The organism is Mycobacterium sp. E2989 (genome assembly GCF_001667595.1).
Taxonomy (GTDB): Bacteria; Actinomycetota; Actinomycetes; order Mycobacteriales; family Mycobacteriaceae; genus Mycobacterium.
The window spans coordinates 19900-37694 of record NZ_LZJX01000059.1 but is presented as its reverse complement, the minus strand read 5'-3'; the positions used below and the strand labels follow the sequence as shown (position 1 = coordinate 37694).

The following is a 17795-nucleotide window of genomic DNA, read 5'->3' as shown; positions in this document are numbered from 1 at the left end:
CACATCGTGCACCCGCGGAAGCCGCCTGACACCATGAAGGCATGCGGATCGCCCAGCACATCAGTGAGCTCATCGGCGGCACGCCGCTCGTTCGCCTGAATTCCGTTGTTCCCGACGGCGCCGGAACCGTGGCCGCCAAGGTCGAGTACCTCAATCCCGGTGGTAGCTCGAAGGATCGGATCGCGGCGCGGATGATCGACGCCGCCGAGGCGAGCGGGCTGCTGAAGCCCGGCGGCACCATCGTCGAACCGACCTCGGGCAACACCGGCGTCGGCCTGGCGCTGGTGGCCCAGCAGCGCGGCTACAAGTGCGTGTTCGTCTGCCCTGACAAGGTCGGCGAGGACAAGCGCAACGTGCTGCTCGCCTACGGCGCGGAGGTGGTGGTGTGCCCGACGGCGGTCCCGCCCGAGCACCCGGACAGCTACTACAGCGTCTCCGACCGGCTGACCCGTGAGATCGACGGCGCGTGGAAGCCCGACCAGTACGCCAACCCGGAAGGCCCGGCCAGCCACTACGCCACCACCGGCCCGGAGATCTGGGCCGACACCGACGGCAAGATCACCCATTTCGTCGCCGGCATCGGCACCGGCGGCACGATCACCGGCGCGGGCCGCTACCTCAAAGAGGTGTCGGGCGGGGCCGTCCGCGTCATCGGCGCCGACCCCGAGGGCTCGGTGTATTCCGGCGGCACCGGACGGCCCTACCTGGTGGAGGGCGTGGGCGAGGACTTCTGGCCGGCCGCCTACGACCCGACCGTGCCCGACCAGATCATCGCGGTGTCCGACTCCGACTCGTTCGACATGACCCGGCGGCTGGCCCGGGAGGAGGCGATGCTGGTCGGGGGGTCGTGCGGGATGGCGGTGGTGGCCGCGCTGAAGGTCGCCGAGGAGGCCGGCCCCGACTCGCTGGTCGTGGTGCTGCTGCCCGACGGCGGCCGCGGCTACATGGCGAAGATCTTCAACGACGCCTGGATGTCGTCGTACGGCTTCCTGCGCAGCCGGCTCGACGGTTCCACCGAGGAGTCCACGGTGGGCGACGTGCTGCGCGGCAAATCCGGCGCCCTGCCCGACCTGGTGCACACCCATCCGTCCGAAACCGTGCGCGACGCCATCGGGATCCTGCGCGAGTACGAGGTGTCCCAGATACCCGTGGTCGGCGCCGAGCCGCCGGTGATGGCCGGCGAGGTCGCGGGCAGCGTCTCCGAGCGCGAGCTGCTGTCGGCCGTCTTCGAGGGCCGGGCCAAGCTGGCCGACGCCGTCTCGCAGCACATGAGCCCGCCGCTGCCGATGATCGGCGCGGGCGAGTTGGTCAGCGCGGCCGGCAAGGCGCTGCGCGACTGGGACGCCTTGATGGTGGTCGAGGAGGGCAAGCCGGTCGGCGTCATCACCCGATATGACCTGCTCGGATTCCTCTCGGACGGGCCGCGGCGACGCTAGCGGGCGCGCCACGCAAGTCTCGCCCGGCCGCTGTGCGCTCAGGTACTGTAATGCGGCCTGGTTCAGCTGGTCCGCAGTGGAAGGGTGCTCATGACCGATCAACCGCCGTCCGGCGGCGGTGGCGGCGGGTAGGAAGCGCCGGTGGGTGCGGGCGGTTCGTACCCCCCGCCCCCGCCTTCCTCCGGTGGCTACGCGCCGCCGCCTCCGGGACCGGCGATCCGCACGTTGCCGACGGAGTCCTACACCCCGTGGCTCACCAGGCTGGTGGCGTTCATCATCGACATCCTCCCGTACGCCGTCGTGCACGGCATCGGGACCGGGATCCTGGTCGCCACCCAGCAGACGTCGTGCGTCACCGACGTCACGCAGTACGCCGTCAACCAGTACTGCGCCACGCAGAACTCGACCATCGGCTTGGCCGTGCAGTGGTTGGCGTCGCTGGTGGGGCTGGCCTATCTCATCTGGAACTACGGCTACCGCCAGGGCACCACCGGGTCGAGCGTCGGCAAGTCGGTGATGAAGTTCAAGGTGGTCAGCGAGGTCACCGGCCGGCCGATCGGGTTCGGGATGTCCGTTGTGCGGTCGCTGGCCCACTTCGTCGACGCGATCATCTGCTTCATCGGTTTCCTTTTCCCGCTGTGGGATTCGAAGCGGCAGACGCTGGCCGACAAGATCATGACGACGGTCTGCCTGCCGCTCGACGGGACCGAGGAGCACGCGGGCTAGTCGTGCGGGCGCGGTCGGACCGTCGGCCGTCGCTAGGCTGATCGTCGATGAGCGCCGACCGCACCGGACACTTCACCGGACTCGCCACCAAAGCGATTCACGCCGGCTACCGGCCGGACCCGGCGACCGGGGCGGTCAACGCCCCGATCTACGCCAGCAGCACGTTCGCCCAGGACGGCGTGGGTGCGCTGCGCGGCGGGTTCGAGTACGCGCGCACCGGTAATCCGACGCGCGCCGCGCTGGAGGCCTCGCTGGCCGCGGTCGAGGAGGGCCGCTACGGTCGGGCGTTCGGTTCCGGCATGGCCGCCTCCGACTGCGCGCTGCGGGCGATGCTGCGGCCCGGCGACCACGTGATCATCCCCAACGACGCCTACGGCGGCACCTTCCGGCTGATCGACAAGGTGTTCACGCAGTGGAACGTCGGATACACGCCGGTGGCGCTGTCCGACGTGGACGCGGTCCGCGCGGCGCTCACCCCGCAGACACGGCTGATCTGGGTGGAAACCCCGACCAACCCGCTGCTGTCCATCGCCGACATCGCGGCGCTTGCCGAACTCGGCACGCAGTCGTCGTCAAAGGTCTTGGTGGACAACACCTTTGCCTCGCCCGCGCTGCAGCAGCCGTTGACGCTGGGCGCCGACGTGGTGCTGCATTCGACCACCAAATACATCGGGGGCCACTCCGACGTGGTAGGCGGTGCGCTGATCACCGACGACCCGGAGCTGGACGAGGCGTTCGCGTTCCTGCAGAACGGCGCCGGCGCGGTGCCCGGACCGTTCGACGCCTACCTGACCATGCGCGGCCTCAAGACGCTGGTGCTGCGGATGCAGCGGCACAGCGAAAACGCTTCGGCGGTGGCCGATTTCCTCGCCGGGCATCCGGCGGTGAGCGCCGTGCTGTACCCCGGCCTGCCCGGTCACCCCGGGCACGAGGTCGCCGCCCGGCAGATGCGCGGGTTCGGCGGCATGGTGTCGGTGCGGATGCGGGGCGGCCGGGAGGCCGCCCGGGAACTGTGCGCCCGCACCGAGGTGTTCATCCTGGCGGAATCGCTCGGCGGCGTGGAGTCGCTGATCGAGCACCCCAGCGCGATGACGCACGCGTCGACGGCAGGCTCCCAGTTGGAGGTGCCCGACGACCTGGTGCGGCTGTCGGTCGGCATCGAAGACGTCGCCGACCTGCTGGCCGACCTGGAGCAGGCGCTGGCCTAGACAGCCGAGCAAGGGGGCGGTGCCCCCAGCTCGCGTGCGGTTAGGAGTGGTAGGGCTCCGCGCTGACGAGCGTGACCTCGACGGTGTTGCCGTTCGGCACGACGTAGCTGCGGGTCTCGCCCACCTTGGCGTCGATCAGGGCGCCGCCGAGCGGGGAGTTGGGCGAGTACACCTCGAGCTTGCCGTCGTTGACGCCCTCCTGGCGGGTGGCGATCAGGAACGTCTCGCTGTCCGACTTGTCGCCGTTGTAGTAGACCTTCACCACCGAACCCGGCAGCGCGATGCCGGACTGCTTGGGCGCCTCGCCGACCTTGGCGTTGTTGAGCAGGTCCTGCAGCTGGCGGATGCGGGCCTCCTGCTGGCCCTGCTCCTCGCGGGCGGCGTGGTAGCCGCCGTTCTCGCGCAGGTCCCCTTCTTCCCGGCGGTCGTTGATCTCCGCGGCGATGACCGGACGATTCGCGATCAATTGATCGAGCTCCGCCTTCAGCCGGTCATGTGACTCCTGGGTCAGCCACGTCACCGAAGTGTCCGTCATCTCGTCGTGCTCCTCATGTTGTCGTTCCGCGTATTCGCGTAAGCCTGTTGACCCCGCCGCCGGAGGTATCCGGGTTCTCTCCCCGAGTGCTGCCGATCCGTTGTGCTCACGGCCTTAATGCAGCAATACACGGTCCCATCAGGAACCGTGCATTCACCCATGTTACCACCGCGCAAACAATTGATAACCCCAAATTCGCAGTTCGGCTGTTGTTACGGGCCGGCGCCCGGCCGCAGATAAGCCGGCACGTCGGTGCCGCACCCGTAGATGTCCGCCATCACCGGCGGTTTGCTGGACTTCACCGTGGTGGTCAGCTGCACGGTCGCCGCGTCGGACGGCGGAACCAGCACCTCCCGCCTGCCCGACTCGCCCCCGTCCTTGGCCCGCACCCGCACGATGCAGTCCACCGGCCGCGACGGATCCGATCGCGTCACGCTGATCGTTACTGAGGCCGTCTGGTCGTCGATCACCCGATAGCTGGCCAGCGTGCCCGTTACGGGACTGGTGCCCAGCCGGCGGTAGCCGACGATCGCGATCACCAGGCCCGCCGCGACCACCAGCACGCCCAGGCCGACGATCACCCAACGCCGGGGCACCCGCGAGCGCCCGTACCGGGCCTCGGGACGCGAGGGCGAAGTTTCGGTCATGTCTGGGTATGCCTGAACGGTCGGCTGCCCGGCACCGGCCGGCAGCATGCAACGATCTGAAGAACTGGAATTATAGGTTCGTACCGGCGACCAGTGGACCGACAAGGGGGCACGTGAGCGAACTGCGGTTGATGGCGGTGCACGCCCACCCCGACGACGAGTCCAGCAAGGGCGCGGCCACCCTGGCCCGCTACGCCGACGAGGGTCACCGGGTGCTGGTGGTGACGCTGACGGGCGGGGAGCGCGGCGACATTCTCAACCCGGCGATGGACCTGCCCGAGGTGCACGGGCACATCGCTGAGATCCGCCGTGACGAGATGGCCAAGGCCGCCGAGATCCTGGGCGTCGAGCACACCTGGCTCGGCTTCGTCGACTCCGGCCTGCCCAAAGGGGATCCGCCGCCCCCGCTGCCCGAAGGGTGCTTCGCGCTGGTGCCGCTGGAAGAATCGGTCGAGGCGCTGGTGCGCGTGGTCCGCGAATTCCGCCCGCACGTGATCACCACCTACGACGAGAACGGCGGCTACCCGCACCCGGACCACATTCGCTGCCACCAGGTTTCGGTCGGCGCCTTCGAGGCGGCCGGAGACTATCGGCGATTTCCGGACGCGGGCGAGCCCTGGACGGTGTCCAAGCTCTACTACATCCACGGGTTCCTGCGGGCCCGCATGCAGTTGCTGCACGACGAGGCCGTCAAACACGGTCACGAACCCCCGTTCGCCAAGTGGCTCGAGCACTGGGACGCCGCGCACGACCCGTTCGAGTCGCGGGTGACCACCCGGGTGGAGTGCTCGGCGTATTTCAGCCAGCGCGACGACGCGCTGCGGGCGCACACCACCCAGATCGACCCGGAGCACGACTTTTTCGCCGCGCCCATCGAATGGCAGCAGCGACTGTGGCCGACGGAGGAATTCGAACTGGCGCGCTCGCGGGTCCCGGTCAAGCTGCCCGAGGACGACCTGTTCGCCGGAATCGAGAGCGACGGGTGAACCACCTCATCCTGTTGGCGGGTGCGCTGGCCGACGGCGCGCCGCAACACACCGGGCCGGACTTCGGCAAGGCCAGCCCGATCGGGCTGTTGATCGTCGTGGTGCTGTTGATCGCCACCCTGTTGCTGTTGCGCTCGATGAACAAGCAACTGAAGAAGGTGCCCGAGTCGTTCGACCCCAAACACCCCGAGCCCGACCAGGCCGCCGACGAGGGCACCGACGCGGTCGACGACGCCGGCGGGCAGCCCCCGGGCCCGGCGGGCGGATCGCAACGGGCACCGGGACCCGGCGATGAGCCCGGCTGACCCTGCCGCGACGAACACCCTCGGGCTGGCCACCAGCCCGTACCTGCGTCAGCACGCCGACAACCCGGTGCACTGGCAGCAGTGGACCCCGCAGGCGCTGGCGGCCGCGGCCGAGCGCGACGTGCCGATCCTGCTCTCCATCGGCTACGCGGCCTGCCACTGGTGTCACGTCATGGCCCACGAGTCGTTCGAGGACGACGAGGTGGCCGCGGCCATGAACGCCGGATTCGTCTGCATCAAGGTCGACCGGGAGGAACGCCCGGACCTCGACGCCGTCTACATGAACGCCACCGTCGCGCTGACCGGGCACGGCGGCTGGCCGATGACGTGTTTCCTGACGCCGGACGGCCGGCCCTTCTTCTGCGGCACCTATTACCCGAAAGATGGCTTCCTGCAGCTTCTTTCGGCGGTGTCCGCCACCTGGGAGCAGCGTCGCGCGGAGGTTGAGGAGGCCTCGGATCACATCGCCGGCGAGCTTCGCGCGATGGCGGGCGGGCTGCCCTCCGGTGGGCCGGGCGTAGCGCCGGAGCTGTGCGACCACGCCGTCGCGTCGGTGCTGGCCGACCAGGACGCGGTGCACGGCGGCTTCGGCGGCGCGCCCAAGTTCCCGCCGTCGGCGCTTCTCGAGGCGTTGCTGCGCAACCACGAACGCACCGGGTCACCGGAGGCGTTGCGGGCGGTCGCGCACACCGCCACCGCGATGGCCCGCGGCGGCATCTACGACCAGCTGGCCGGCGGCTTCGCCCGCTACAGCGTCGACAACGCTTGGGTGGTACCGCATTTCGAGAAGATGCTGTACGACAACGCGTTGCTGCTGCGCGCCTACGCGCACTGGGCCCGGCGGACCGGAGACCCGCTGGCGCGCCGGGTCGCGGCGCAGACCGCGCGCTTTCTGCTCGAGGATCTCGCCGACGGCGCCATGTTCACCTCGTCGCTGGACGCCGACGCCGACGGCCGGGAGGGATCGACCTACGTCTGGACTCCCGAACAGCTGACGCAAGCGCTCGGTCCCGACGACGGACCCTGGGCGGCAACGGTTTTCGCGGTATCCTCGACCGGCAGCTTCGAACACGGCACCTCGGTGCTGCAACTGCCCGCCGACCCCGACGATCCGCAGCGGCTGGAGCGCGTCCGCGCCGCGCTGTTGGCCGCCCGGCTCACCCGACCCCAGCCCGGACGCGACGACAAGGTCGTCACGTCGTGGAACGGCCTCGCCATCACCGCGCTGGCCGAGGCCAGCGTGGCCTTGGACGATCCCGGGCTGGCCGACGCCGCGCAAGCCTGCGCGGCCGCCCTGCTGGGTTTGCACGTCGTCGACGGGCGGTTGCGGCGCGCCAGCCTCGCCCGCGTGGTCGGCGACAGCGCCGCGATCCTCGAGGACCACGCGATGCTGGCCACCGGCCTGCTCGCCCTCTACCAGCTGACCGCCGACGCGGCCTGGCTCACCGCGGCGACCGGCCTGCTCGACACCGCGCTGCAGCGCTTCGCCGATCCGCAGCAGCCCGGCCGCTGGTTCGACACCGCCGACGACGCCGAGCGGTTGATGCTGCGCCCCGCCGACCCGTTGGACGGGGCGACCCCGTCGGGCGCGTCGTCGATCACCGAGGCGCTGCTGACCGCGGCGCATCTCGTAGACGGTGAGCGCGCGGACCGGTATTTGCGGGCGGCGGCCGACGCGTTGGACGCGCATTCGGTGCTGCTGGAGCGCGCGCCGCGCTCGGCGGGGCACTGGCTGGCGGTGGCGGAGGCCGCGGTTCGCGGGCCGCTGCAGATCGCCGTCGCCGGCGATCCGGCGCGGTCGGCGCTGCTGGCGCACGCGCGCCGGTTGGCGCCCGGCGGGGCGATCGTGGTGGGCGGAGAGAAGGACTCGTCGGCGCTGCTGGCCGGCCGCGACCGGGTATCCGGCGCGGACGCCGCCTACGTCTGCCGCGGCCGGGTGTGCGACCTGCCGGTCACCGCCGCCGAAGACCTGGCGCGGGCGCTGGCCGCGCCACGGTAGCGTGACGTCTCATGCCGAGCGCCGAGCACATCACCGACACGGTCAACCGCTACATCGAACTGGTGGCCAAGGGCGCCGCCGACGAGATTGTCGAGCTGTATGCCGATGACGCCACCGTCGAGGACCCGGTCGGCGGCGAGGTGCACATCGGCCGCCAGGCCATCCACGGCTTCTACTCCGGGGTCAACGACCTGCAGCGCGAGTGCGAACTGGTGACGCTGCGCGTCTCGGGCAACGAGGCCGCCTTCCATTTCCGCCTCACGATCGTCGCGGGGGAGCACCGGATGGTGATCGAGCCGATCGATGTGATGGCGTTCGGTGAGGACGGCAAGATCGCCCACATGAAGGCGTACTGGTCGGCCGCCGACGTCACCCAGCAGTAGCCGCCAGCCAGGCGCCGGTCCCGGTGTAGAAGACCGCGAACCACATGGCGATGTAGTGCAGGATCGCCGCGACGGCGGTGAAGGCGTGGAAGATCTCGTGGTAGCCGAACGTGCTGGGCCACGGGTCGGGCCAGCGCAGCGCGTAGAAGATGCCGCCGACGCTGTAGAACACGCCGCCGGTGGCCAGCAGCACCATCGCGGCCACACCCGCTTCGTGCAGGATCGTGGGGCAGAACCACACGGCCACCCACCCGAGCAGGATGTAGAGCGGCACGCCCAGCCAGCGCGGGGACGTCGGCCAGCACACCTTGAGCAGGATGCCCGCCGCCGCGCCGCCCCAGACGATGCATTCGACCAGCATCCCGGTGTTCTGCGGCATGGCCAGCCGCGCGAACGGCGTGTAGCTGCCGGCGATGAACACGAAGATCATCGAGTGGTCGAGCCGCTTCATCAGGTTGCGGGCGGCCTCGGACTTCCAGTGCACCCGGTGGTAGGTGGCGCTGACGGCGAACATCGCCACCGTGGCCGCCGCGTAGACCAGCGTCGAGTGCCCGGCGCGCGGCGAGGAAACCGCCCACGACACCGAGACCAGCGTCGCGCCGGTGATCACGGCCAACCACGCCGAGTAGAAGTGGATCCAGCCCCGCATGCGGGGCTTGGTCAGGGCGTTGGCCGCGCTTTCGACAAGCTGTTCGACCGTATTGCCCGGCGTGATGGCCTCGGACTCGCGCTCCGGGCTGGCGGGTGTGCTCGTCTGGCTGCTCATATCTCCTGGGGCCTCGTCGTGCAGGTCGGGAAACTGACCAGTGGCTGATTACCCGCCACAGTAATGGCGAACCGTCGTCCGGTGCTGCCCGCCTCGCGGTGAGATCCCCTGATTGGCAGGGGGGAATTTGGTGTAGCTCACAGTAGGCTGAGTCTCCGTGGAAATTATCCCGCCGCGTCTCAAAGAGCCGCTGTATCGCGTCTACGAGCTTCGGCTGCGGCAGGGCCTGGCCTCCTCCAAATCGGACCTGCCCCGCCACATCGCGGTCCTGTGCGACGGCAACCGGCGGTGGGCCCGCGACGCCGGCTACGCCGACGTCAGCTACGGCTACCGGATGGGCGCCGCGAAGATCGCCGAGATGCTGCGCTGGTGCCAGGAAGCCGGCATCGAAATGACCACCGTCTACCTGCTGTCCACCGAGAACCTGCAACGCGATCCCGACGAGCTGGCGGGGCTGATCGAGATCATCACCGACGTCGTCGAGGAGATCTGCGCGCCGGCGAACCGCTGGAGCGTGCGCACCGTCGGCGACCTGGAGCTGCTCGGCGAGGAGCCGGCCCGGCGGCTGCGCGACGCGGTGGAGTCGACGCCCGTCACGGCGCCGTTCCACGTCAACGTCGCGGTGGGCTATGGCGGGCGGCGCGAGATCGTCGACGCGGTGCGGGCGTTGCTGAGCAAGGAGCTCGCCAACGGGGCGTCGGCCGAGGAGCTGATCGACGCGGTGAGCGTGGACGGCATCTCCGAAAATCTTTACACCTCTGGGCAACCCGATCCCGATCTGGTGATCCGCACGTCGGGCGAGCAGCGCCTGTCGGGGTTTTTGTTGTGGCAGAGCGCGTATTCGGAGATGTGGTTCACCGAGGCGCACTGGCCCGCGTTCCGCCGGGTCGACTTTCTGCGCGCGCTGCGCGACTACAGCCAGCGGCACCGCAGATACGGCAAGTAGTCCGTGCCAAACTAGGTTCATGGCTGCGCTGTCGGCGGTGGTGTTCACGCTGAGCGGGTGGCTCGGGTTGTACCTGCTGGCTCGCGATCCGCGTAAGCCGGTGCTCGTGTTGGCGGCGATCGGGTTGTGCGGCTTCGCGCTTGTGGTCGGGTTGGACGCGGTGCGGACGGCCAGCCCCGCGTACGCCCACGCGCTCAGCCGCGTCGAGATCTATCTGGTGGCCATCCCCGGCGTGGCGTGGTTCGCGGTGCTCGTCGAGCTGGCGCGGCCCAGCGACGGCGCGCGGGCGCGCACCCGCGAGTTGCTGCTCGTGGCCGGGGTCGCCGCGCTGACCCTGTTCGGGGCCGCGCTGGCCGGCAGCGTCGAGGGGCCGTTGCGGGCGGGCCACTGGGTGATGTTCGCGGTGATCTCGTTGTCCACCTTCGGCGCGATGGCGGTCGCGCTGCGGCAGCCGCGCCGGCCCCGGTCGGCCGTCGGGCTCGCCGTGGTCGCGACCCTGTTCTTCGCGCTGGGTAACGCCATCCTGATCATCCCGCTGGGCCTGGTGCCCAGCTGGGTCGCGCTGGCGTCGACGAGCCTCGACGTCCTCTCGCTCGGGCTGGCCGTCGCTCTGTGGGACGCCTTCGACGAGGGCCAGGCGTTGCGCGCCGACATGCTGCGCTCGTTCGCCGGCTCGGTGGCGGTGGCGGTGCTGTTCGGCGGCCAGGCGCTGATCGGCCTGGCGCTCACCCGCGCCGACGCGGCCGCTCAAACCGCGCTCACGGTGCTGTTGTTCACCAGCCTGGCGGTCGCGATCAGCGTGCAGGTGCTCGCCGATCCGCTGGCCGGCCTGCTCGACCGGCTGGCGTTCTCGAAATCGCCTGCGCTACGCGAGGATCGGGCGGCGCTGCGGAACACCGGCGCGGCGCTGCCGTTGCGGTCGGTGGACCCGCTCGACCACGTCGACGACGCGGCGTTCGCGCGGCTCACCCGGCGCGCCCTGGGTCACTACGGCGACCTGAGCAAGCTGGTGGCCAGCCCGTTGACCGCGCTGCCCGTCATCGACGAGCGGCTCGCCGCCCGGGGCGCGCCCGACCATCCGCTGGAGCGGGCCAACGAACTCAAGGCGGTGCTGGCCGAGGCGGTCGGGCGGCTCAAGCCGCGCGACGCCGGCGATTTCGGCACCACCGAACAGTGGCGGCACTACAACTCGCTGTACTTCCCCTACGTCGTCGGCGTGCGCGCGTACGCGCAAAACGCCACCGCCGCCGGGCTTGATCCGATCGCGCGGCAAGCCTGGCAGTGGTTGGTCACCGAGGTCCCGCAGCGCTCGCTGCACAACTGGCAGAACGCCGCCGCCCGGCTGATCGCCGCGGACCTGCGCGGCCGGGTCGCGGTGAGCACCGACCGGCCCCTGTGACTGCTGGGGCGGGTGAGCGCCAGGCTGGCGTCTGTCGAATAACAATTGCGATTCGGGCCCGCAAATGGGAATAGCCGGTCGAACTCGCTGGTCGTTGTATCCGTGGCAGTAGTTGGCAGTGCCACGAGTCGATATGGCAGTGCGCCGGCGGCACGCTGAACTTCGACCCAATTCGCCATCGCGAGGAGTAATCACATGATGTATGCATCTGGCGCACCCGGTCTGGCAACCCGCCCCCTGTACGACGCCACCGACTCGCTGCTGCGTTTCGCCATGCGCGCCGACGGGACGCTGACGGGGCTGTGCGGTTTGGCCATCGCCTTTCTCGCCGACCCGCTTTCGTCGCTGACGGGCCTGACGTCGCTGCAGGAGTACAGCCTCGGCGCCCTCTTCGTGCTCAGCGGCCTGGCCGTGTTCCTCGTCGCGGCGGCGCCGAACCTGCGCCGCGTCGGCATCGGGGTCATCGTGGCCAACATCGTGTTCACGCTGGCGGCGGTCGTGGCCGCGGGCGTGCTGCCGCTGTCCGCCACCGGGGTTGCCGCCACGCTGGCCGTCGGCGTGTACACCGCGGCGTTCGCCGGCCTGCAATACCTGGGGGTGCGCCGCCTCGAGACGGCGTGACCGCTAGAGCTTGCGCAACCGGAGCCGGTTGATGGAGTGGTCGGCATCCTTGCGCAGCACCAGGGTGGCCCGCGGCCGGGTCGGCAGAATGTTCTCGACCAGGTTGGGACGGTTGATGGACCGCCAGATCTCGCGCGCGGCCGCGACGGCCTTGGTGTCGCCCAGGGCCGAGTAGTGGTGGAAGTGTGATTCCGGGTCGGCGAAGGCCGTCCCGCGCAGTGACAGGAATCGCGACACGTACCACTGCTCGATGTCCTCGATGCGCGCGTCCACGTACAGCGAGAAGTCGAACAGGTCCGACACCATCAGGGTCGGACCGGTCTGCAGCACGTTGAGACCCTCGAGAATCAAGATGTCCGGATGCCGGACGACGTGCTTGGCCCCGGGGATGATGTCGTATTTGAGGTGCGAGTAGACCGGCGCGCATGCGTAGTCGGAACCGGATTTCACCAAGGTGACGAACCGCATCAGCGCCCTGCGGTTGTAGCTCTCCGGAAAACCCTTGCGATGCATCAGGTTTCGCCGATCGAGTTCGGCGTTCGGGTACAGGAATCCGTCGGTGGTCACCAGGTCCACCCGTGGGTGGTGATCCCAGCGGGCCAGTAGGGCCTGCAGCACACGGGCGGTGGTCGACTTGCCCACCGCGACGCTGCCGGCCACGCCGATCACGAAGGGCACCGGCCGATCCGGGTTTTGTTGCGGCTCGCCCAGGAACTCGGCGGTGGCGGCAAACAACCGCTGACGCGCGGCGACCTGAAGGTGGATGAGCCGGGCCAGCGGCAGATAGACCTCTTCGACTTCGAGCAGGTCGATCTGCTCGCCGAGTCCGCGCAGGCCAACGAGTTCTTCCTCGGTGAGGGCCAGCGGCGTCGACATGCGAAGCGCGCGCCATTGCTTTCGGTCGAACTCCACATAGGGGCTCGGCTCGCTAAGCCGCGGCATAGTGCAAGTGTTGCAGGGGCGGACGCGCCCCCGACGGCTGGGCTGGCTAAACCCTGGCTGGATAGACTGGCGCCCGTGACTGCTGCACCCGACGCCCGCCCGTCCACCTCCGTGATGTCCGCCCCGCTCGCCGAGGTCGACCCCGACATCGCCGAACTGCTCGGCAAAGAACTGGGCCGCCAGCGCGACACCCTGGAGATGATCGCCTCGGAGAACTTCGTGCCGCGCTCGGTGCTGCAGGCCCAGGGCAGCGTGCTGACCAACAAGTACGCCGAGGGCCTGCCCGGCCGGCGCTACTACGGCGGTTGCGAGTACGTCGACGTCGTGGAGAACATCGCCCGCGACCGGGCGAAGGCGCTCTTCGGCGCCGACTTCGCCAACGTGCAGCCGCATTCGGGCGCCCAGGCCAACGCCGCCGTGCTGCACGCGCTGATGACACCGGGGGAGCGGCTGCTCGGCCTGGACCTCGCCAACGGCGGCCACCTGACGCACGGGATGAAGCTGAACTTCTCCGGCAAGCTCTACGAAACCGGCTTCTACGGTGTCGATCCCACGACGCACCTGGTGGACATGGACGCGGTCCGGGCCAAGGCCCTCGAGTTCCGCCCGAAGGTCATCATCGCCGGGTGGTCGGCCTACCCGCGCATCCTGGACTTCGCGGCGTTCGCCTCGATCGCCGAGGAGGTCGACGCCAAGCTGTGGGTGGACATGGCGCACTTCGCGGGCCTGGTCGCGGCGGGACTGCATCCCTCACCGGTGCCGCACGCCGACGTGGTGTCCACGACCGTGCACAAGACGCTCGGTGGGCCGCGGTCCGGCCTGATCCTGGGCAAGCAGGAGTACGCCAAGTCCATCAACTCCGCGGTGTTCCCCGGCCAGCAGGGCGGTCCGCTGATGCACGTCATCGCGGGCAAGGCGGTCGCACTGAAGATCGCCGGCACCCCCGAATTCGCCGACCGCCAGCAGCGCACCCTGTCCGGCGCCCGGATCATCGCCGACCGGCTGACCGCCCCCGACGTGACCAAGGCCGGGGTGTCGGTGGTCAGCGGCGGCACCGACGTCCACCTGGTGCTGGTGGACCTGCGCGATTCCCCGCTGGACGGCCAGGCCGCCGAGGACCTGCTCCACGAGATCGGCATCACGGTCAACCGCAACGCGGTGCCCAACGACCCGCGGCCGCCGATGGTGACGTCGGGCCTGCGGGTGGGGACGCCGGCGCTGGCCACCCGCGGCTTCGGGGACGCGGAGTTCACCGAGGTCGCCGACGTCATCGCCACCGCCCTGGCGGCGGGCACGTCGGCGGATCTGTCCGCGCTGCGCCAGCGGGTGACGCGGCTGGCCCGCGACTTCCCGCTCTACGACGGTCTCGAGGAGTGGACGTTGGTCGACCGCTGACCGCGGAGGACCAAAGTCACCAGTTGGCGCGACACGGGCCGGGCAATTTCACACACCTGTGTACGCGAGTTACAGTAACCGCATGGCACAGAAACCTGTCGCTAACGCGCTGACCCTGGAACTCGAGCCGGTGTGCGAGGCCAACATGGACCGCCACCTCAACACCGAGGAACTCTGGTTCGCTCACGACTACGTGCCGTTCGACCGGGGCGAGAACTTCGCGTTCCTTGGCGGACGTGACTGGGACCCGTCCGACGCGACGCTGCCCCGGGAGTACACGGACGCCTGCGAGATCCTCCTGCTGCTGAAGGACAACCTGGCCGGCCACCACCGCGAGCTCGTCGAGCACTTCATCCTCGAGGACTGGTGGGGCCGCTGGCTGGGCCGGTGGACCGCGGAGGAGCACCTGCACGCCATCGCGTTGCGCGAGTACCTGGTGGTGACCCGCGAGGTCGACCCGACCGCCAACGAGGAGGCCCGGGTCCAATACGTCATGAAGGGCTACCGCGCCGACACCTACTCGCAGGTGGAGACCCTGGTGTACATGGCGTTCACCGAACGCACGCACGCCGTCTTCTGCGAGAACCTGGCCGCCAAGCTCGAGGAGCCCATCCTGGCCGGGCTCATCGACCGGATCGCGCGCGACGAGCGGCGGCACGAACTGTTCTTCTCCAACCTCGTCGAGCACTGCCTGTCCTACACCCGCGACGAGACCATCGCGGCGATCGCGGCCCGCGCGGCCGAGCTGCAGGTGCCCGGTGCCGACATCGACGCGTATCGGGACAAGCTGCGCAACGTCGCCGACGCGGGCATCTTCGATCAACAGCAGCTGCGGCAGGCGATCTCGGATCGCATCACCGCGTGGGGTGTGGCCGACGAGCCCGCCCTCAAGCAGTTCGTCATCGGCTAACCGATTGCCGCGCGCGACCATGCGTCGGCGCGCCTGCGCTGCTGCAAAGCGGCGACGAGAGTAGCGTCGATCTCGATGGTCAGCGTCATGCTCTGCTGCCAGGGCGGCACCTCCCGTCACCACAACGGAAGGACCGGCCCCGGTCCTGGTGTCGCAGTTCCCGCCGACATGCCTGTGCGGGTCCGCGCGGGCTCATCCCGCTCGAGGAGCGCTACGTGACCGAAATCCGGACCTACGTGATCGACACTTCCGTGCTGCTGTCCGACCCGTGGGCCTGCAGCCGGTTCGCCGAGCACGAGGTGGTGGTACCGCTGGTGGTGATCAGCGAACTGGAGGCCAAACGGCATCACCACGAGCTGGGGTGGTTCGCACGCCAGGCGTTGCGGCTGTTCGACGATCTCCGGTTGGTGCACGGACGGCTCGATCAGCCCATTCCCGTTGGGGCGCAAGGCGGTACGCTGCACGTAGAGCTCAACCACACCGACCCCGCGGTGCTGCCCGCCGGTTTCCGCAACGACAACAACGACTGCCGGATCCTCAGTTGCGCCGCCAACCTCGCCGCCGAAGGCAAGCGAGTCACGTTGGTCAGCAAGGACATTCCGCTTCGCGTCAAGGCCGCCGCGGTCGGCCTGGCGGCCGACGAGTACCACGCGCAGGACGTGGTGGCTTCCGGGTGGTCGGGGATGCGCGAGATCGAGACCGCCACCGAGGACATCGACGCGCTGTTCGCCGAGGGCGAGATCGACCTGGCCGAAGCGCGAGACCTGCCCTGCCACACCGGCATTCGGCTGCTCGGCGGCAGCTCGCACGCGCTGGGCCGGGTGAACGCCGACAAGCGCGTCCAGCTGGTTCGCGGTGACCGCGAGGCCTTCGGCCTGCGGGGCCGGTCCGCCGAGCAGCGGGTGGCGCTCGACCTGCTGCTCGACGAGTCGGTGGGCATCGTGTCGCTGGGCGGCAAGGCCGGCACCGGCAAGTCGGCCCTGGCCTTGTGCGCAGGCCTGGAGGCCGTGCTCGAGCGGCGGACCCAGCGCAAGGTGGTGGTCTTCCGCCCGCTCTACGCCGTCGGCGGCCAGGAGCTGGGTTACCTGCCCGGCAGCGAGAGCGAGAAGATGGGGCCCTGGGCGCAGGCGGTCTTCGACACGCTCGAGGGCCTGGCCAGCCCGGCCGTGCTCGAGGAGGTGCTCTCCCGCGGCATGCTCGAGGTGCTGCCGCTGACCCACATCCGGGGCCGGTCGCTGCACGACTCCTTCGTCATCGTCGACGAGGCCCAATCCCTGGAACGCAACGTCCTGCTGACGGTGCTGTCGCGGCTGGGCGCCGGGTCGCGGGTGGTGCTGACGCACGACATCGCCCAGCGCGACAACCTGCGCGTCGGCCGGCACGACGGCGTGGCCGCGGTGATCGAGAAGCTCAAGGGCCACCCGCTGTTCGCCCACATCACCCTGCTGCGCAGCGAACGGTCGCCGATCGCCGCGCTGGTCACCGAGATGCTCGAGGAGATCGCCGGGCCGCAGTGAGCGCGTCCAGGCGTGGATCGGCGGGGTATCCACGGCTTTCAGCGTGCGGGCAGGGCGCGAAAGTCGCGCCGAACCCGCCCTGAGGGCACGCGCGAGGCCGTGAGTGCACGCCGCGCAGGTAAACTTCGACGGTGCCGAAGAGACCCGACAGCCAGGCCTGGCGCTATTGGCGCACGGTCATCGGCGTCGTCGCGGCGGCCGCGGTGCTGGTGATCGGCGGCCTGACGGGTCACGTCACGCGCGCCGACAATCTCAGCTGCTCGGTGGTCAAGTGTGTGGCGCTGACCTTCGACGACGGACCCAGCCCATTCGACGGCCGGTTACTGCAGATTCTGAAGGACAACGACGCCAAGGCGACGTTCTTTGAGATCGGCAACAAGGTGGCGGCGAACCCGGCGGGGTCCAAGCAGGTGGCTGATGCGGGCATGGAGATCGGCAGCCACACCTGGGAACACCCGAACATGGCGACGATCCCGCCGGAGGACATCGCGCCGGAGTTCGCCAAGGCCAACGACGCGATCAACGCGGCCACCGGGCGGACGCCGACGCTGTACCGCCCCGCGGGCGGACTGTCCACCGATGCGGTCCGGCAGACCGCGGCCAAGTTCGGGCTGGCCGAAATACTGTGGGACGTCATCCCTTTCGACTGGGCCAACGACTCGAACACGGCGGCAACAAGGTACATGTTGATGACGTACATCAAGCCCGGTTCGGTGGTGCTGTTCCACGACACCTACTCGAGCACCGTCGATCTGGTCTACCAGTTCCTCCCGGTGCTCAAGGCCAACGGTTATCGGATGGTGACGGTCAGCGAGCTGCTGGGGCCGCGCGCGCCCGGCAGCAGCTACGGCGGCCGCGAGAACGGGCCGCCCGCAAATCAATTGCACGACATCCCGGCCGGCGACATCCCGACGCTGCCCAACACCCCCTCACCCAGGCCGATGCCCAACTTCCCGATCACCGACATCCCGGGCCAGAACTCGGGCGGGCCGAACGACGGTGCCTAACACAGGCTTTGCGGACTGGGCGGCCGACTGGCTTCGGAATCGGCGGCCCACCCCCGCCCCCGGCCAG

Annotated in this window: 17 protein-coding genes and 1 pseudogene; 14 read left to right on the top strand and 4 right to left on the bottom strand. The window is 69.6% G+C overall.

Annotation, left to right across the window (positions count from 1 at the left end):
* Positions 1-41: 41 nt before the first annotated feature.
* From A5680_RS11430 to A5680_RS11420, 3 genes and pseudogenes are all read left to right on the top strand, one after another.
* Positions 42-1436 carry a cystathionine beta-synthase gene (locus tag A5680_RS11430; RefSeq protein WP_067819295.1) on the top strand — a complete coding sequence of 465 codons (1395 nt, stop codon included), beginning with the start codon at positions 42-44 and terminating at the stop codon, positions 1434-1436.
* 138 nt (positions 1437-1574) lie between these two features.
* A pseudogene (locus A5680_RS11425) lies at positions 1575-2162 on the top strand (RDD family protein); the annotation flags it as partial.
* 47 nt (positions 2163-2209) lie between these two features.
* Positions 2210-3370 carry a cystathionine gamma-synthase gene (locus tag A5680_RS11420; protein WP_055404952.1) on the top strand — a complete coding sequence of 387 codons (1161 nt, stop codon included), beginning with the start codon at positions 2210-2212 and terminating at the stop codon, positions 3368-3370.
* Between the two features lie 40 nt (positions 3371-3410).
* Here the strand turns inward: A5680_RS11420 and greA are convergent, their stop codons facing one another.
* Complete coding sequence (gene greA / locus A5680_RS11415) at positions 3411-3905, bottom strand: transcription elongation factor GreA (protein WP_055404951.1); 495 nt, start codon at positions 3903-3905, stop codon at positions 3411-3413.
* A gap of 212 nt (positions 3906-4117) precedes the next feature.
* Complete coding sequence (locus A5680_RS11410) at positions 4118-4552, bottom strand: DUF4307 domain-containing protein (protein ID WP_055404953.1); 435 nt, start codon at positions 4550-4552, stop codon at positions 4118-4120.
* A gap of 113 nt (positions 4553-4665) precedes the next feature.
* On the opposite strand from A5680_RS11410, the gene mca reads away from it, so the two are divergent.
* From mca to A5680_RS11390, 4 genes are read left to right on the top strand one after another with little or no spacing between them, the layout of a single operon-like run.
* On the top strand, positions 4666-5538 hold the full coding sequence (gene mca, locus A5680_RS11405; RefSeq protein WP_055404950.1) for a mycothiol conjugate amidase Mca: 873 nt from the start codon (positions 4666-4668) through the stop codon (positions 5536-5538).
* The gene (locus tag A5680_RS11400; RefSeq protein WP_055404949.1) at positions 5535-5843 is read left to right on the top strand and encodes a hypothetical protein; all 309 of its coding nucleotides are present in this window, start codon (positions 5535-5537) and stop codon (positions 5841-5843) included. Before mca ends, A5680_RS11400 begins: the two co-directional genes overlap by 4 nt.
* Positions 5830-7842: a thioredoxin domain-containing protein gene (locus A5680_RS11395; protein WP_055404948.1), complete on the top strand. Its 2013-nt coding sequence runs from the start codon at positions 5830-5832 to the stop codon at positions 7840-7842. Before A5680_RS11400 ends, A5680_RS11395 begins: the two co-directional genes overlap by 14 nt.
* Before the next feature lie 11 nt (positions 7843-7853).
* Positions 7854-8225, top strand: a complete 372-nt coding sequence (locus A5680_RS11390) for a nuclear transport factor 2 family protein (RefSeq protein WP_055404947.1) — start codon at positions 7854-7856, stop codon at positions 8223-8225.
* On the opposite strand, the gene A5680_RS11385 is transcribed toward A5680_RS11390, so the two are convergent.
* On the bottom strand, positions 8212-8991 hold the full coding sequence (locus A5680_RS11385; RefSeq protein ID WP_067819292.1) for a hemolysin III family protein: 780 nt from the start codon (positions 8989-8991) through the stop codon (positions 8212-8214). The genes A5680_RS11390 and A5680_RS11385 overlap by 14 nt on opposite strands.
* A 157-nt stretch (positions 8992-9148) precedes the next feature.
* Here A5680_RS11385 and A5680_RS11380 point away from each other — a divergent pair, with 157 nt between their 5' ends.
* The 3 genes from A5680_RS11380 to A5680_RS11370 all read left to right on the top strand — a co-directional run bounded on the left by A5680_RS11380 (position 9149) and on the right by A5680_RS11370 (position 11957).
* Positions 9149-9937, top strand: coding sequence for a (2Z,6E)-farnesyl diphosphate synthase (locus tag A5680_RS11380; RefSeq protein WP_055404945.1), 789 nt, complete (start codon positions 9149-9151; stop codon positions 9935-9937).
* Positions 9938-9956: 19 nt separating this feature from the next.
* Positions 9957-11336 (top strand): hypothetical protein, encoded by a 1380-nt coding sequence (locus A5680_RS11375; RefSeq protein WP_055404944.1) that lies wholly within the window; start codon positions 9957-9959, stop codon positions 11334-11336.
* Positions 11337-11531: 195 nt separating this feature from the next.
* Positions 11532-11957 carry a hypothetical protein gene (locus A5680_RS11370; RefSeq protein WP_067819288.1) on the top strand — a complete coding sequence of 142 codons (426 nt, stop codon included), beginning with the start codon at positions 11532-11534 and terminating at the stop codon, positions 11955-11957.
* 3 nt (positions 11958-11960) lie between these two features.
* Here A5680_RS11370 and coaA read toward each other — a convergent pair whose 3' ends face one another.
* A complete protein-coding gene (coaA, locus tag A5680_RS11365; protein ID WP_067819285.1) occupies positions 11961-12899 on the bottom strand; it encodes a type I pantothenate kinase in 939 nt (312 codons plus the stop codon).
* Between the two features lie 114 nt (positions 12900-13013).
* Here coaA and glyA point away from each other — a divergent pair, with 114 nt between their 5' ends.
* The 4 genes from glyA (at position 13014) to A5680_RS11345 (ending at position 17728) form a co-directional block, all read left to right on the top strand.
* Complete coding sequence (gene glyA / locus A5680_RS11360; RefSeq protein ID WP_055404941.1) at positions 13014-14294, top strand: serine hydroxymethyltransferase; 1281 nt, start codon at positions 13014-13016, stop codon at positions 14292-14294.
* 82 nt (positions 14295-14376) lie between these two features.
* The gene (locus A5680_RS11355; RefSeq protein ID WP_055404940.1) at positions 14377-15204 is read left to right on the top strand and encodes an acyl-ACP desaturase; all 828 of its coding nucleotides are present in this window, start codon (positions 14377-14379) and stop codon (positions 15202-15204) included.
* Between the two features lie 215 nt (positions 15205-15419).
* Positions 15420-16721 carry a PhoH family protein gene (locus A5680_RS11350; protein ID WP_067819282.1) on the top strand — a complete coding sequence of 434 codons (1302 nt, stop codon included), beginning with the start codon at positions 15420-15422 and terminating at the stop codon, positions 16719-16721.
* Positions 16722-16852: 131 nt separating this feature from the next.
* Positions 16853-17728, top strand: a complete 876-nt coding sequence (locus A5680_RS11345; RefSeq protein ID WP_067819279.1) for a polysaccharide deacetylase family protein — start codon at positions 16853-16855, stop codon at positions 17726-17728.
* Positions 17729-17795 lie beyond the last annotated feature (67 nt).

What these genes read in the sequence shown, in the direction of transcription:
- coaA (WP_067819285.1), bottom strand. Translation starts at nt 12,899, where the DNA reads ATGCCGCGGCTTAGCGAGCCGAGCCCCTATGTGGAGTTCGACCGAAAG.
- greA (WP_055404951.1), bottom strand. Translation starts at nt 3,905, where the DNA reads ATGACGGACACTTCGGTGACGTGGCTGACCCAGGAGTCACATGACCGG.
- A5680_RS11375 (WP_055404944.1), top strand. Translation starts at nt 9,957, where the DNA reads ATGGCTGCGCTGTCGGCGGTGGTGTTCACGCTGAGCGGGTGGCTCGGG.
- glyA (WP_055404941.1), top strand. Translation starts at nt 13,014, where the DNA reads ATGTCCGCCCCGCTCGCCGAGGTCGACCCCGACATCGCCGAACTGCTC.
- A5680_RS11370 (WP_067819288.1), top strand. Translation starts at nt 11,532, where the DNA reads ATGATGTATGCATCTGGCGCACCCGGTCTGGCAACCCGCCCCCTGTAC.
- A5680_RS11430 (WP_067819295.1), top strand. Translation starts at nt 42, where the DNA reads ATGCGGATCGCCCAGCACATCAGTGAGCTCATCGGCGGCACGCCGCTC.
- A5680_RS11385 (WP_067819292.1), bottom strand. Translation starts at nt 8,991, where the DNA reads ATGAGCAGCCAGACGAGCACACCCGCCAGCCCGGAGCGCGAGTCCGAG.
- A5680_RS11390 (WP_055404947.1), top strand. Translation starts at nt 7,854, where the DNA reads ATGCCGAGCGCCGAGCACATCACCGACACGGTCAACCGCTACATCGAA.
- A5680_RS11355 (WP_055404940.1), top strand. Translation starts at nt 14,377, where the DNA reads ATGGCACAGAAACCTGTCGCTAACGCGCTGACCCTGGAACTCGAGCCG.
- A5680_RS11410 (WP_055404953.1), bottom strand. Translation starts at nt 4,552, where the DNA reads ATGACCGAAACTTCGCCCTCGCGTCCCGAGGCCCGGTACGGGCGCTCG.
- A5680_RS11395 (WP_055404948.1), top strand. Translation starts at nt 5,830, where the DNA reads ATGAGCCCGGCTGACCCTGCCGCGACGAACACCCTCGGGCTGGCCACC.
- A5680_RS11420 (WP_055404952.1), top strand. Translation starts at nt 2,210, where the DNA reads ATGAGCGCCGACCGCACCGGACACTTCACCGGACTCGCCACCAAAGCG.